Raw genomic sequence first — 14,053 nt, 5'->3', positions numbered from 1 at the left:
CGGAAACAAATCCGAAATCGGCATGAACGCCGACCCGATAATCCCAAACGCATGCTCAATTCCATGCATCTGCAACGTCTTCACAAAAGCTTCTTCGGTCGTCATCTTCATCTCAGAGGTGTCCTTTATCACTAGATATCGATTGTTTTTGGGCCGCCATTGCAGCGCATCAGAGCGTCATACCGCCATCCACCACCAACACATGGCCGGTCACCATGCTGGCACCCGCACAGAGATAGAGCGCGGCTTCGGCGATATCGTCCGGTGTCGAGCGGCGTTTCAGCACGGATTGATCCCGCGCCCATTGCTTGCGCTCTTCGGGCCAATCTTCCGTCCATGGCGTGCTTGTCTGCCCGGGAGCAACTGCGTTGACGCGCACGTCGGGCGCCAACCCGCGAGCAAGGCTGCGGGTCAGGCTCACCAAGCCAGATTTGCTGGCGGCATAGGCAATCGAGCTGCCTTGCTCCCCGATCCCGGCGATGGAGGTGATGTTTACGACGGCCCCGCGACGCTCTTTCAAGGCGCCAGCGGCGGCATGTGCACACCGAAACGCACCAATCAGGTTGGTATTGAGCAGAAGCTGCCAGAACTCCTCGGTCATCTTGTCCAACTCCGAGGGCGGGATCTTGTCGGCGGTGCCTGCTGTGCCAGCGTTGTTGATGAGGAAGTCCAGCCCCCCCATGTGTGCGATCGCGGCCTCGACCATGGCCTCGGCATTTCCCGGGACGGATACGTTGCCCGGTGCCGAAATCACATCAAGCCCCTGCGAGGTCAGTTCGGCGACCTTAGCCGGGCCCGCCGGATCGGACTCCAGATGGTTGATCGCCACGCGGGCGCCCATCTCGGCCAGCATGGTCACGGTCGCAAGTCCGATGCCCGACGCGCCGCCCGTCACCAGCGCACATTTTCCCTTGAGGTCTGCCTTGATCACCTGTCTTCCTCCTTCAAATCCGCAAATAGCGCCTTCAACCGCAAGAGCTTTAGGTCGCGTTCATGAAACAACGTCTCAACCGGCGCATCGCCGTAGTCGAAGAACCCGGCACCTGCGCGGACCCCGGACCTTCCAGCCGCGATCAGGCGATCTAGCACCGGGGTTTCGCCTGTGTTCTCGGGCGGTTGATAGCTGCGACCGGCAATGCCATTGCGCACCATCACAAGCCCGGTGAAATCCATCTTTCGCATGTGCCCTAAGACCGCCAACCGATGCACGAGCCCGTGCTGGATCGAGAGGTCAATCGTCTCAGGCGTGGCCCAGCCTTCCTCGATCATCCGCAGACATTCGAGGTTCAACGCCGCCTGAAGACGATTTGCGACATAGCCGGGAACCAGCGTATCGAACACGACGGGCACTTTGCCGAACCCTGCGTAGAGGGTGCGCAGCTCGGTGATCACTTGGCGATCGGTATCAGGGCCGGGTGCCAGGTCCACAAGATCGACGATATAGGGAGGCGTATACCAATGCGCGACGGTCGCCCTTGATTGCCGGGCATTGGGGATGAGCGGAAAGACATCGAGATACGAGGTATTCGACGCAAGGATCGCCGCCGCAGGCGCATGGGCATCGACCTGCGCAAAAACCGCGCGCTTGATCTCTGGGTCTTCTATCACGGCCTCAACCACGAGGTCCGCCGCCTCGACGGCCGCTGCCAATGTGTCGGCATAGGCGATCCGTTCCACGGCGGCTTTTGCCGATACGGCGCTCTCAGTCCCGGCTTCTTGCAAGGTGGCAAGGGCGGTCTGGATTAGGCTAGGCGCACGCGCCAAGATCTCGGGAGCGTGATCATAAAGCGTGACATGGCACCCGCCCAATGCATGCACCAAGGCCAAGGCGTACCCCATGGTGCCCGCTCCAAGGACTGCAACGCGTTCGATCGCCAACGGCTGGTCTCCTCCGCTTGAATCCGGGGCTCTCCTCAGACCGCCCTAGCTCTGTTTCCAAAGCACACGGTCCACCCAAGACTATTTTTGAAACTTAATTTCAAAAATTATGCGCCAAAGCTTGAAATCTCAAGCCATAAATGAAACTTTATTTCAAATTTGTTCGGAATCTGACTCTAACCTTAACCTGCAACGGGAAAATTCCTCATGAATACCACACCATGCGAGTCCTCTGACGGCGCACAGTACATCGCCGACTCACTTAAGCAGCTTGGCGTAAGCCACGTCTTCTTCATGGACGCGATCCTGCGCCCCACCTTGGTGCGCATGGAAGAGCACGGGATCACACGCATCCTCGCCCACTCCGAAAAATCGGCCGCCTACATGGCCGACGGCTACGCCCGTGTCAGCAATCGCGTCGGCGTCTGCATGGCGCAATCGGTCGGGGCGGCCAACTTGGCAGCGGGACTACAGGACGCCTATCTCCACCGTGCACCGCTGGTCGCGATGACGGGCCGCAAAGAACCGATGCTGCGCCACCGGAACGCCTATCAAGAGGTGCCGCATACGCCGCTGTTTTCCTCGACAACCAAAGACTCGATGGACGTGGCCGAAGCGCGTGAACTGCCGCACCTTCTGGCCCAAGCTTTCCGCGAGGCGACGGATGGCTCGCCCCGTCCGGTGCACCTCGATCTCAACGGGCTTGGCGGCGAAATCATTGAGAAGGGAGAGGTTCCGAACCCGACGCTCCCCGATGCTTCACTTGGTCGTCTACCAGAGCATCGCCCCCTTGCTTCTCCGGCGATGATCAAGGCCGCCGCCGAGCGTCTTGCCAAGGCGAAGCGCCCTGTGCTTGTCGTGGGCGCGGGCGCGATCCAGGTCGACGCCCATGACGAGATCACAGAGATGGTCGAGAAGCTGAACATTCCGATCGCGACCTCGTTGGGCGGACGTACCATCGTGCCAACCACTCATCCCTTGCATATCGGGACCGTCGGCACCTACTCTGCACCGCCGGGCAACCGTCTGGTATACGAGGCCGATCTAGTGATCTATGTCGGCTGCCACGCTGGCGACCAGCCGACCAACAACTACAAGGTGCCTGCACCCGGCACGCCGATCATCCAGATTGATCTCGACGGACAGGAGATCGGGCGCAACTACCCGGATACAACTGCGGTCTGGGGGTGCCCACGTCAGGCCATCGCCGATCTTACCGCGGCCAGCGAACAGGCCGCCGGGTGGTCCGATTGGGCCAAACATGCCGCTGCAGTCGTTGCAGATTGGCGCGCAGAGCTTGCCGCCCTCGCCACTGCCGATGCCGCCCCGATCACCGTTGAACGCCTTTGCCACGAGATTTCGCAGGCATTGCCGGAAGATGGGATCTTGGTCGCCGACACGGGCTATTCTGGCATCTGGACCGCCACGATGCTCGAACTGCCGCTCAAAGGGCAGAGCTATCTGCGCGCGGCGGGATCGCTCGGCTGGGCCTTCCCGGCAGCCTTGGGCGCGCAATGCGGCGCCCCGGATCGCCCCGTGGTCTGTTTTTCTGGCGACGGTGCCTTCTACTACCACCTGTCCGAGCTCGAGACCCAACGACGCTGGAACTTGCCTGTGGTGACTGTGATCAACAACAACTCGGGTTTCGGGCAGGGCACGCCGAAGGTGGCCTCGTTCTACGAAGGGCGTGAAGGCGGAAGCCCCGAAGAGATCAACCGCTTCGGCCCCACCGACTTCGCAGCCGTCGCGCGCGATTTCGGGGTCGAGGGCATCCGCATCGAAGATCCAGCCGATCTCGCACCGGCGCTTGCCCGTGCCATTGCCGCGCGCAAACCAGTGCTTCTCGATGTTGTCACTGACATTCACCCGCGTGCGCCTGAAGCTTGGGAACCTCCCGCGGCCTAACACCCGCCCCAAGCAAGAAACGCGACGCCGCNGCGCCTGAAGCTTGGGAACCTCCCGCGGCCTAACACCCGCCCCAAGCAAGAAACGCGACGCCGCAGAACACGGCGTCGCGTTTTTCTTTTCACAAAGGCCTGATCCCAATAGATCGGCCCCGGACTCTCTCCTAGATCACCATCGCCTGACCGCCATTGATATCAAGCGAGGCGCCATTGACGAAACCGGCCTCCTCGGAGGCGAAATAGGCGACCGCTGCGGCGATATCCTCGACGGTGCCATGCCGGCGGACAGGGATCGAGTTCAGAACCTTCTGCCGCTCCGCTTCGGTTTGCCGTTCCGCCAAGAGCCGCTCCACCCGCGCCGTCAGAACCGCCCCCGGGCAAAGCGTGTTACAGGTGATCCCCAGCGGGCCGAACTCCTGTGCGATCTGAAGCGTAAAGGCCTGCATTGCCCCTTTCGAGGCCGCATAATTCGCACCTGCAAACAGGCTCCCGAACCGCCCGGCCTTTGATCCCATGTTGATCACCCGGCCATAGCCCGCCTTGACCATATGCGGCAGGACGGCGCGGGTCGTGCGCACACAGGCCGTGACATTCACATCCATCACCAGATCCCAATCCTCTTCGCTCTGCTCGAGAAAGCGGAAAGGCGTATGCAGGGATCCACCGATGTTGTTGACCAGAACGTCGATCGGCCCGGCCTCACCCATCTCTGCCACAGCGGCCTCGATGTCTTGCGCGGACGTCATGTCGAGGCAGACCGCACGCAGATCAAGATCGGCCGCCGTCGCTTGCGCCTCAGCCGCTGCCAAAGCCTTCGCGTCCCGGTCCCACACGGTCACCGCCGCGCCTTCCTCGGCCAGGCGCAGGGCCATGCCCAGCCCCAGCCCGCTTCCTGCGGCGGTGATAAGCGCCCTGCGTCCCTCAAAGCGGCGCATTGTCTACCGCCTCATGGTGGCTCGCTTCCGGGTCGACCTTGACATCGACAACCACAGGGCCGCCCATCCGGTGCGCCTCTTCAATGGCGTCACGAAGTTCGTCACGGTGATAGACGCTGATACCCTTCGCGCCCATGCCCTCGGCGATCTTGGCGAAATCGGCATCGTTGAAATCAACCGCAATCTGCTTGTCGCCGAGATTGTCCCGCACCATCCCCAGGCCCGCGTTGTTCGAGACGACGAACACCACGTCGAGGTTCTGCTGCACGGCGGTTGGCAACACCTGCACGGTCATCATAAAGCCGCCGTCGCCCGCAAGGCAGGTGACGCGTTTCTGTGGGCGCACGATCTTGGCCGCCGCCGCCGCGGGTCCGCCCCAGCCCATGACACCGGTCCCGCCCGGTACAAGCAACTGTCCGGCATGGGGCATACGCAGGCCAAAGGTCGCCCAGATACGCTGTGCTCCGGCGTCCAGCGCAAGGATATCATCCGGCCCAAGGAACTCCTGCAATCCGCGCACCACGTCGGTGTGGTGCACCGTGCCCTGTGCCGCTGGCAGGTCCGGCATATCGAAATAGCCGTTGCGGGTTTTGATATCCAAGCCCGCTTCGATCCGCGCCTTGGCCCGTTCTTCCGACAGGCCAATCTCAGAGAGCATCGCGAGCACATCTGCCACGTCCCCTGTGATCGCCTGATCGACAGGATAGACCCAGCCCGCATTGCGCGGGTCGATATCAACCTGCACCAAGGTCTGATCGCCGGGCCGGATCATTCCGGGATCGCGGAACCGGGTGTAGTCCGGTCCCATCGAGGCCCCCAACATCACGACAAGATCCGCCTGCGCCACCATCCGGTTGGCCGTGCGGTGGCCCCAGGTGCCCATCATCCCGGCGCAGACCGGCGAGGTCTCGGGGATGACGCCCTTGGCGTTGTAGCTCGTGACGACCATGATGCCGGCCTTCTCGGCCAAGGCTTGAAGCGCCCCGCCTGCCTCGGCGGTCACGATGCCGTTCCCGGCCACGATCACGGGCCGCTCGGCCTTGTCCAAAAGCGTGGCCAACTGCGCCACCGCCGCCGGATCTGGCCGCGAGGGCGTATAGGAGAGATAGCCTGCACTCGGATAGATCACCGGCTTGGCATCCTCAGGAAACTCCTGCCGGATGATCGGTGTCTTCATGACAACCGCTGCCGGACCCATCCGCGGCAACGACGCATGCTTGATCGCCATCTGCGTGCCAAAGACCGCTTCTTCCGGGCTTGTCGCATAGGTCGCGTATTTGGTGATCGGCTTGAGCGACGCCAGCGCGTTGGCGCCGCCATAGTCGCCGGTCATCGTCTGGTAGCATCCCATCTGCCCATAGCCGTCATAGTCCGAGGTTTCGGTCAGAACCACCATCGGCGACCCGGCAAAATGCGCCTCGAGAATACCGAGACCGCCCATCGTGGTAATCCAAGGCCCCTGCCCCATGAGAACCGATGGCTTCCCTTCGATCCGACCAGCGGCCTGCGCCATAATCGAAGCGATCCATTCATTGCGGCATAGCACAACATCAAAGTCGTCCTTTGCATCATAGAAGGCCGGCAAGGACCAGGTCACCCCAAGCCCAGGCAGGGTAAATGCCCGCTCTACGCCGCTTTCTATCAACGTGCGTACCACCATTTCATTCGTCTTTGGCATCTGTCCGGTCCTCTCCCGTTGCCGTCGGCCTGCCATATTCATCGTGCCGACGCTTCTGTTCGACGGCCAAGCTAACGGTTTCGAAATTGGCTTGCAATTATTTTTGAAATTGTGTTTTAAATTTATTTGTCAGCACGGCGATGCAAGCGACCCACCGCGGCCAAGGGAATAGAAACCTTGGATAAATCCGCGATCAGAGGTTCGCAAAGTGTAACCCGCGCCGCCAAATCGCGACCCGATCGAGGTCTGCAACACGTCAAGAAGGGACAATCAATGACAGCGAAGGAACGGGTTTTCATCACCGGCGCCACGGGATTCCTCGGCTCATGGATCATTGCTCGGATGGTCGAACACGGGGTCGAGGTCGTCGCCACCGATGTCAGCGACAACTACGCGCGCCTGACCGCCCTGCGCCCTGATCTGAGCCCTGACCAGAACCCGGCACTCATCGCTTTCCGACACTGCGATGTCACCGATGCGGCCCAAATCGAAAGCCTGATCGCCGAAACACGGCCCACCGGCATCATCCATTTGGCCGCCCTGCAGATTCCCCAGTGTCGAGAAATGCCGGGGCTCGCGGTCTCGGTGAATATTGGGGGCCACATCAACATGTTCGAAGCCGCGCGCAAGGCCGGGGTCGAAAGGGTGATCTACACCAGTTCCATCGCCGCCAAACCGCGCGGCCCCGCCAATGCGCCGTCAAACCTCTACGGTGTGTTCAAAAAGACAGACGAAGAAATCGCGCGCATCTATTGGGATGACTATCAGATGTCGAGCCTCGGATTGCGCCCCTATGTCGTCTACGGCGTCGGGCGTGACGATGGCGAAACCTCGGCCATTACCCGCGCCATCGAGGCCGCTGCCCTTGGTCGCCCGTATGAAATTCCCTTCTCCACAAGAAGCTGCTTTCAATTCGCAGGGGACGTGGCCGATGTCTTCGTCAAGGCCGCCTCGGCCTCGTGGAACGGCGCGCTGCTCTCGGACATCTCGGAAACCACCCACAGCACCGACGAGGTGCTCGCTGCGATCCACGCCGAGGTGCCGGGCGCCAGGGTCACCTGCGCCGACACCGTGCGGATATCGCCCAGTGACGGTTTCGAGACCTCTGCCCTGCGCCAAGTGATTGGCGACATCGAAGAGCGCCCCTTGCAGGAAGGCGTGCGCGACACGATTGAACTTTATCGCCAAATCGCGGCGCGCTGAGGCTGAAACTCCTGCCAGTTTGCTCCGTTTCGCGATCCTTGCACGATAGGTGCCCGAGTTTTCGGCGTTTGCTTTGCGAAGCGCCAATAGCTATGAGGTTCCATTAGATTGCAAATCTGTCCGCCAAGGGCCCCTACGCCTCGCGGCGCGGACTTCCAGCACGGGACGGCATAAGTGAAGAGAAAAGACTCCCCGCCAGCAGAAAGCGGCCAGAAGGATTACAGGATCAACTCCGGCCTGGCTCGCGGGTTGGCCGTGCTCAAGGCCTTCGGCCCCGACAACCGCCCGATCGGCAATGCGGAAATCTCTGCCCGTGTGAACCTGCCCAAGGCCACTGTCTCGCGCCTGACCTTTACCCTGACGGAATTGGGCTACCTCAATCATGACGAAGAAACCGGCTGGTATTCGCTCGGGCCTTCGGTTCTGACACTGGGCTATGATGTCATGGCACAGATGGAAATCCGTGACATCGCGCGCCCCTATATGCAGGAACTGGCCAATTACGCCGATGCGTCGGTCTATCTCGGGACGCTGAGCGGCTCTGAACTGATCTATGTCGAGGCCTGCCGCACCCCCGCCTCTATGGCGATCCGGCTGGGCGTTGGCTCCCGCATCCCCCTGTTCACAACGGGCATGGGGCGCGCCTTCATGGCGACCATCCCCGCGAAAGAGCGCGAGGCCCTGATCGCCAAGATCTCTCCGGACTACGGCGAGGACTGGCCCAAGGTCGAGGCCGATTTGCACCGCGCCATCGACTACGCCAACACCCACGGCTTTGCCCTGAGTGGCGGTGACTGGATCGCCGAGGCCAATTCCGCCGGCACCGTGATTCGCCGCGCCGATGGCTATCCGCTCTATGGCATCAACGTCGGCGGGCTCCGCTCGATTGTCTCAACCGAACGGCTTGAGAACGATCTCGGCCCGCGGCTCGTTGAATGTGCGCGGCAAATCGAACAGGTGGCCCGCGGCATCCTCTGAGATGCGCCTCCTCAACCGGTGATCCTGAGCTCTTCCGGCAAAGGCACGGCCCGCCGGGTGTCGTGATCAAGCAGGATCGACAGGACTTCGCCCACGGCGACGCACTCCCCCGTGAGCGCATCTTCGATCTGGTGCCCAAAGCGATAGATCTTGCTGCCAAGCTCAATCGCATGGCTGGTCTGGCGCAAAACCGCGCCGGGCTGGGGGGACCGCAGGCAATTGAGTTTCATTTCCAGCACCACACGCCCAAGACCCCGCTCCCGCAGCCAGCCCGTATCCGCACCGATCAAGGACCAGGCGATCTGTCCGCCGTTGCTAAAGCTGGAAATCAACCGCTCGGCCCGCCATGCGCCAGTGTGATCAAGGTCGGATGGCATCACCTGCGTGATACTTGAGACCAGCGCCTGCCCCGCCTCGATCCGCTTTTCCATATCCGCAACCGACTCCCCCGGCCCAAGCGCCAATCCACGTGGCGCCACCTCCGGAAACTCGGAGAGCGGCACAGGGTTCAGCCCCGGCGCTTCCCCCTCAAGACGATCCAAGGTGCTGCAATTCAACGCACTACCGTCCACCGTGAGCCGATGCATCAAGTACATCGCGCCATCCGGCCCCTGCACCGGCAGGGTAAAGATACGCGCCACATCATCGGCATAAAGCTCGCGATGAAAGCGGGTATGCGCAGACACCATCGCCGTGCCAGATAGCCCATGGCGCATTCGAAAATAGGCTCCGGCCTCTCGAAACCGCTGGTGGAAGAACTGTACGTTCAAATGCTGGTTGGAATCGCATTCCCAGGCCTGAACGGTCCCTACATGGGTCAGATCGCCTTCCAACATTTCCCTCTCCTCGCCTCTTCCACTGTCGGGCGCCCAATCGGCACACCGCGCGTCAAACTGAGCAACACTCTTCCCAGAGGAAGACCCCCTGTCAAAGCGTGACGTCACGCCGCCGCGTTGAACCGCTCCAAGTGCTGCTGCCGATTGCCGCCAAGCTGGGCCAAGACCAAAAGCCGTTTGACCATGTGCCCCACCGGCAATTCATCGGTCACCCCCATGCCGCCGTGCAACTGCACCGCATCACGCTGCACTTTGCGCGCGTTATCCGAGATCTTTACCCGAGCCGCCGAGATCAGCCGCGCTCGGAAGGCGTCATCTTTGCTCTCCTGCGCCTCAGCGGCCAATTGCAACATCGAACGCGCCTCTTCGCGGGCAATGAACATATCGGCCATCCGGTGCTGCACGGCCTGAAACCGGCCAATCGGGCGGCCAAACTGTTCTCGCAACTTCACATAGTCCAAGGTCGCACGATAAAGCGCATCAATCACACCCGCGCTCTCGGCAAGAATGGCCACACGGCCCATATCTGCCCCGAACCGCAGGGCCGCGCCGATGTCGGCAATGGTATCGGCCTCGCGCACGGTCACGCCGTCAAACACCACCCGCGCCACCGGCTGACCATCGAGGAGACGATAGCGCTCGACCTGCGCCGCGGTCGCAGGCACCGGACAGAGAACCTCTGCCCCATCCCGCTCTGCCACGACCCAGAAGGTCGCCGCGATATTCCCCCCCATGACAAGCGGCGACATCCCGGAAAGCTCTAGCATCCCGTCATCGCTCCGCGCCGTGATCGGCTTGCCCCGCGCGCCCTCTGCCATCACGTCAATCCGCGCGCCGGACAGGATCGGGTCAAGCGTGTCCTGCGCCTGCGCCTCTGGCAAAGCCCGCGCCAGCGTGGCCGCGCATTGCATCACCGCGCTCACCGGTTCCAACACCAACCCGGCGCCAAGCGCCTCTAGCAAACCGGTGATCTGCACCGGCTGAAGGCCTAGCCCTCCGAGCGCCTCTGGAAGTGGTGCCGCCAGCCAGCCGAGCTCGGCCATGTCCGCCCAATTCTTCTGCGCCAGTGTCTCATCCGCCAGCATCGCTGCGCGCTGCGCCAACCCGTACCGATCCGCCACGAAACGCTCTGCCGTCTCCCGCAGAAGCGTCGCCTCTTCCGAGGGAATATCAAACCTGATCATCTTGTCGCCCTCCTCAAAGCCCAAGCACCTGGCCAGCGAGAATCCCTCGCTGAATTTCATTGCTACCGCCGTAAATCGATAGTTTGCGCCAGTTGAGGAACTGATAGGCCACGTTCTCAAACGGCTCTTCCGCGCAGGGGCTTTCCCGTTCCGGCAACATCGCCGGGCCCGCCACATCGAGCATCAATTCGGTCAAGCCCTGCTGAACTTCGGTGCCCCGCACCTTGAGAAGCGATGTCTCCGCCCCGATCCGCTCGCCCGCCTCTGCCGCCGCCAAGAGCCGTAGCGTAAATGCTTCAATCGCCATCACGTCGATCTCGAACCCTGCCAAAGCCGCGACAATCGCCGGGTCATCGGCGCGCCCGGCGGCTTCTGCCATGATCCGCACGCGCTGCAAAAGATGCTTCGAACGGCCAACGCCGCCGATCCCAAGCCGTTCATGCTCGAGAAGCGCCTTGGCATAGGTCCAGCCTTTGTTGACCTCGCCCACAACCATGTCATCGGGGACGAACACATCGTCGAGGAATATCTCGTTCACCTCTTCGGTCCCGTCCGCAAGCCGGATCGGGCGGCGCGACACACCCGGCGACGACATATCGACCAGCATCATCGAGATGCCTTCCTGCTTCTTCACCTCCGGGTCTGTACGCACGAGGCAGAAGATCCAGTTGGCGTATTGCGCGTAGGTCGTCCATGTCTTGGAACCTGAGAGCTTCCAGCCCCCCTCGCATCGCACCGCCCGCATCCGCAACGAGGCAAGGTCCGACCCTGCCCCGGGTTCGCTAAACCCCTGACACCACCAGTCCTCCCCCGACAGGATTCGCGGCAGGAACCGCGTCCGCTGCGCCTCGCTGCCAAACCGCATCAGGATCGGCCCGATCATCTTGAGACCGAAGCCCGGCAAGGGCGGCGTGTGGAGACGGAACATCTCTTCATCCGCGATCAGCCGCTCGCGCGCCGACCACCCCGGCCCGCCGTGTTCTGCGGGCCAGGCCGGTGCCACCCAGCCTTTTTCGTAAAGGCTGCGCTGCCAACGCGCGAAATCCTCACGTGCCAGAGGCGCCCCCAACGCGACCTTCTCGCGCGTTTCTGGGTGCAGGGTCTTGGCAACGAAATCCCGGATCTCGGCACGGAAAGCCGCGTCCTCTGCACTGTTCAGAAGATCGCTCATTCCGCGCCCTCCGTCTTGACAATCAACGCATCCACCGCGACGCAGCCTTCGCCATCCGGCAAGACAAGCAGCGGGTTGATATCGACGCTCTCGATCTCGTCCGCATGGGCAACGGCAAGCTGCGACAACCGCAGCACCGCCTCCTCCAACGCGCCCCGATCGGCTGCCGGGCTGCCACGGAATCCTGCCAGCAAATCGCCCAGACGTGTTTCGTCGATCATCTCTGCAACATCGCGGCGCGAGAGCGGCGCGCGGCGCAGCGCGACGTCGTTCATCAACTCGGTCATGATGCCGCCCACCCCCAGAAGAACCATGGGCCCAAAGACGGGATCATTCTGAACCCCGAGGATAGCCTCGACCCCGCCCTTGACCATCTTCTGCACAAGGCACGGCGCCGGCGCTCCGTTCAGGGTCTTGCCACTGAGCTTCTTGCTCAGGTCCGCAAAGGCGTCTTGAACGTCCTGCGGCCCCGAGAGACCCAGATGCACCAACCCGGCTTCGGTTTTGTGTTCGAAATCATCCGCAAGCCCCTTCATCACAACCGGATAGCCAATCGACTCCGCCGCCTTCAAAGCATCGGCCTCGGTCGTCACCAACGCTTCGCCGACCATCGGCATGCCATAGGCCGCCAGTGCCGCCTTCGCCGCATATTCCGAAACGCTGCGCCCATGCCCGGCAAGGTTCTGGCGCACTGTCGCGCCCGCATCCGCCTCAAGCAAAAGCTCCACCGGCGCCTCGCGGCCCCTCTCCCTGCGTTCGTGATAGTCAATGAACCGTTTCAACGCCCGCAACATCGGCTGACTGCCGCGGAACACGGGCACCGAACCATCCTCGACCAACGCGTCATACCCCGCCTCGACGACCTTGCCGCCATCATAGACCGCGATCACAGGCTTGCCTGCGCGCTTTGCCACCTCAAGCAATGGCCCCGTCAGGCGATCTCGCCATGCCTCGCGCACCTGGTGAATGAAGACCACCATGATATCGGTGTTCTCATCGTCCAGCACGGCCTCAAGCGCTGCCCCCCAACGCTCTGGGTGGGTCATCACATTGCCCGAAAGATCGAGCGGATTTGCCGGCGGCGTGAAATCCAGCAGCGGCTTGAGACGCGCCACGGTCTCGTCGCTGAAGTCCTCCAGCTCGAGTCCCAACGCATCGGCCTGATCTGCGGTCACCCCGCTCCAGCCGCCCGAGAATGTCACCACGGAAATCCGCTTACCGCGCGGCGCGTGGCATTTCTCGAACAAAGCCGCCACATCGGCGAGTTCCAGCGGATCATCCACTGAAACGATATTTTCCTGCCGGAACACGGCCTCATAGGTGCGGAACGCCCCCGCCAACTTTCCGGTATGCGCCAGCGCTGTGCTTGCCGCGCGCTGGCTCCGGCCGAGCTTCATCACGATCAACGGCTTGTCGGCCTCTTGTGCCCGCGCCGCAAGATCAAGGAAGCGCGATGGCGTCCGCAACCCTTCCAGCACCATGCACACCGACGCAATCTGGGGATCCTGAAGCGCCCAACGCGCATAATCTGCGGCTTCCACATTCAACTCGTTGCCTGTCGAAACCAGATAGCGCATGTGCACGCCCTGATCGTGCGCCCGCGCCAGCAACACCATGAGCAACTGCCCGCTCTGGGAAATCAGCGCCGTCCGCCCGGGCGAAAGGTCCGCCGGGAAGGTTGCCGAGGTCAGCCCCATGAAACCGCTCTCGAGATTGGCAAGGCCAAGGCAGTTCGGCCCGCAAATGGCGATCCGGTTGCGGTTGGCGACCTCGCGAAGTTGCTCCTCAAGCGCCTTGCCCTCTTCGCCTGTCTCGCCGAAACCCGAGGCAAGGATCACCGCCCCGCGCACGCCCTTACGGCCGCATTCCTCAAGGATTTGCGGCAACGCCCGTTGCGGCACGAACATGAGCGCCGCGTCGACATCGCCGGGGATCGCTTCGACCGACGGGTAGCAGGGGATACCATGAAGCTCGTCATACTTCGGATTGACGGGGTAGATATCGCCGGAAAACCCAAGCCGCCGCAGAACCGGCAGAGCCGCACCACTCCATCCTTCGGTATTGGCGCTCGCCCCGATCACCGCAACGCTACGCGGGTTCAGCAATCCCGAAAGCTGTTCAAATATCTCTGGCGTCCCCGCCCCTTCCGCTGCCGCAGATGTCGCGCGTGATGCATCCGGTGCCATTGCTCTCTCCCTCCACAAGATTCGTCGCGAAGGTATCCATGAAGCAGGAGGGGCGTCAATAATATTTTAAAATCTGTGTCCGCATTGCGAACAATGAGCC

At 62.1% G+C, this 14,053-nt stretch carries 11 protein-coding genes; 3 read left to right on the top strand and 8 right to left on the bottom strand.

The window, feature by feature from the left end; genetic code table 11:
- Nucleotides 1-169: 169 nt before the first annotated feature.
- Together R1W01_RS10640 and R1W01_RS10635 are read right to left on the bottom strand one after the other, a co-directional pair.
- Nucleotides 170-931 carry an SDR family NAD(P)-dependent oxidoreductase gene (locus R1W01_RS10640; protein WP_297755379.1) on the bottom strand — a complete coding sequence of 254 codons (762 nt, stop codon included), beginning with the start codon at nt 929-931 and terminating at the stop codon, nt 170-172.
- Nucleotides 928-1,878, bottom strand: a complete 951-nt coding sequence (locus R1W01_RS10635) for a 3-hydroxyacyl-CoA dehydrogenase family protein (protein ID WP_297755382.1) — start codon at nt 1,876-1,878, stop codon at nt 928-930. The genes R1W01_RS10640 and R1W01_RS10635 overlap by 4 nt, the downstream gene beginning before the upstream one ends.
- 207 nt (nt 1,879-2,085) lie before the next feature.
- Between R1W01_RS10635 and R1W01_RS10630 the strand changes: the two genes are divergently transcribed.
- Nucleotides 2,086-3,783: a thiamine pyrophosphate-binding protein gene (locus R1W01_RS10630; protein ID WP_297755385.1), complete on the top strand. Its 1,698-nt coding sequence runs from the start codon at nt 2,086-2,088 to the stop codon at nt 3,781-3,783.
- Nucleotides 3,784-3,946: 163 nt separating this feature from the next.
- Here R1W01_RS10630 and R1W01_RS10625 read toward each other — a convergent pair whose 3' ends face one another.
- Both R1W01_RS10625 and R1W01_RS10620 read right to left on the bottom strand, forming a co-directional pair.
- Nucleotides 3,947-4,717 (bottom strand): SDR family NAD(P)-dependent oxidoreductase, encoded by a 771-nt coding sequence (locus R1W01_RS10625; RefSeq protein ID WP_297755388.1) that lies wholly within the window; start codon nt 4,715-4,717, stop codon nt 3,947-3,949.
- Nucleotides 4,704-6,395, bottom strand: a complete 1,692-nt coding sequence (locus R1W01_RS10620) for a thiamine pyrophosphate-binding protein (RefSeq protein ID WP_243612476.1) — start codon at nt 6,393-6,395, stop codon at nt 4,704-4,706. The genes R1W01_RS10625 and R1W01_RS10620 overlap by 14 nt, the downstream gene beginning before the upstream one ends.
- A gap of 273 nt (nt 6,396-6,668) precedes the next feature.
- Between R1W01_RS10620 and R1W01_RS10615 the strand changes: the two genes are divergently transcribed.
- Both R1W01_RS10615 and R1W01_RS10610 read left to right on the top strand, forming a co-directional pair.
- Nucleotides 6,669-7,598 carry an NAD-dependent epimerase/dehydratase family protein gene (locus R1W01_RS10615; RefSeq protein WP_297755391.1) on the top strand — a complete coding sequence of 310 codons (930 nt, stop codon included), beginning with the start codon at nt 6,669-6,671 and terminating at the stop codon, nt 7,596-7,598.
- 174 nt (nt 7,599-7,772) lie between these two features.
- Nucleotides 7,773-8,576 carry an IclR family transcriptional regulator gene (locus R1W01_RS10610; RefSeq protein ID WP_297755394.1) on the top strand — a complete coding sequence of 268 codons (804 nt, stop codon included), beginning with the start codon at nt 7,773-7,775 and terminating at the stop codon, nt 8,574-8,576.
- Between the two features lie 11 nt (nt 8,577-8,587).
- On the opposite strand, the gene R1W01_RS10605 is transcribed toward R1W01_RS10610, so the two are convergent.
- From R1W01_RS10605 to R1W01_RS10590, 4 genes are all read right to left on the bottom strand, one after another.
- Complete coding sequence (locus R1W01_RS10605; RefSeq protein WP_297755398.1) at nt 8,588-9,412, bottom strand: thioesterase family protein; 825 nt, start codon at nt 9,410-9,412, stop codon at nt 8,588-8,590.
- 104 nt (nt 9,413-9,516) lie between these two features.
- The gene (locus tag R1W01_RS10600; protein ID WP_297755401.1) at nt 9,517-10,596 is read right to left on the bottom strand and encodes an acyl-CoA dehydrogenase family protein; all 1,080 of its coding nucleotides are present in this window, start codon (nt 10,594-10,596) and stop codon (nt 9,517-9,519) included.
- A 13-nt stretch (nt 10,597-10,609) separates the two neighbouring features.
- Nucleotides 10,610-11,767, bottom strand: a complete 1,158-nt coding sequence (locus R1W01_RS10595; RefSeq protein ID WP_297755404.1) for an acyl-CoA dehydrogenase family protein — start codon at nt 11,765-11,767, stop codon at nt 10,610-10,612.
- Nucleotides 11,764-13,953 (bottom strand): acetate--CoA ligase family protein, encoded by a 2,190-nt coding sequence (locus tag R1W01_RS10590; RefSeq protein ID WP_297755407.1) that lies wholly within the window; start codon nt 13,951-13,953, stop codon nt 11,764-11,766. The genes R1W01_RS10595 and R1W01_RS10590 overlap by 4 nt, the downstream gene beginning before the upstream one ends.
- Nucleotides 13,954-14,053 lie beyond the last annotated feature (100 nt).

The sequence above is a fragment of the Shimia sp. FJ5 genome (assembly GCF_032918335.1).
GTDB classification, from domain to species: domain Bacteria; phylum Pseudomonadota; class Alphaproteobacteria; order Rhodobacterales; family Rhodobacteraceae; genus Shimia; species Shimia aestuarii_A.
Note: the sequence above shows the minus strand (reverse complement) of the source record. Positions and strands in the feature narration are given on the sequence as shown.

What these genes read in the sequence shown, in the direction of transcription:
- R1W01_RS10590 (WP_297755407.1), bottom strand. Translation starts at nt 13,953, where the DNA reads ATGGCACCGGATGCATCACGCGCGACATCTGCGGCAGCGGAAGGGGCG.
- R1W01_RS10615 (WP_297755391.1), top strand. Translation starts at nt 6,669, where the DNA reads ATGACAGCGAAGGAACGGGTTTTCATCACCGGCGCCACGGGATTCCTC.
- R1W01_RS10625 (WP_297755388.1), bottom strand. Translation starts at nt 4,717, where the DNA reads ATGCGCCGCTTTGAGGGACGCAGGGCGCTTATCACCGCCGCAGGAAGC.
- R1W01_RS10620 (WP_243612476.1), bottom strand. Translation starts at nt 6,395, where the DNA reads ATGCCAAAGACGAATGAAATGGTGGTACGCACGTTGATAGAAAGCGGC.
- R1W01_RS10605 (WP_297755398.1), bottom strand. Translation starts at nt 9,412, where the DNA reads ATGTTGGAAGGCGATCTGACCCATGTAGGGACCGTTCAGGCCTGGGAA.
- R1W01_RS10630 (WP_297755385.1), top strand. Translation starts at nt 2,086, where the DNA reads ATGAATACCACACCATGCGAGTCCTCTGACGGCGCACAGTACATCGCC.
- R1W01_RS10600 (WP_297755401.1), bottom strand. Translation starts at nt 10,596, where the DNA reads ATGATCAGGTTTGATATTCCCTCGGAAGAGGCGACGCTTCTGCGGGAG.
- R1W01_RS10595 (WP_297755404.1), bottom strand. Translation starts at nt 11,767, where the DNA reads ATGAGCGATCTTCTGAACAGTGCAGAGGACGCGGCTTTCCGTGCCGAG.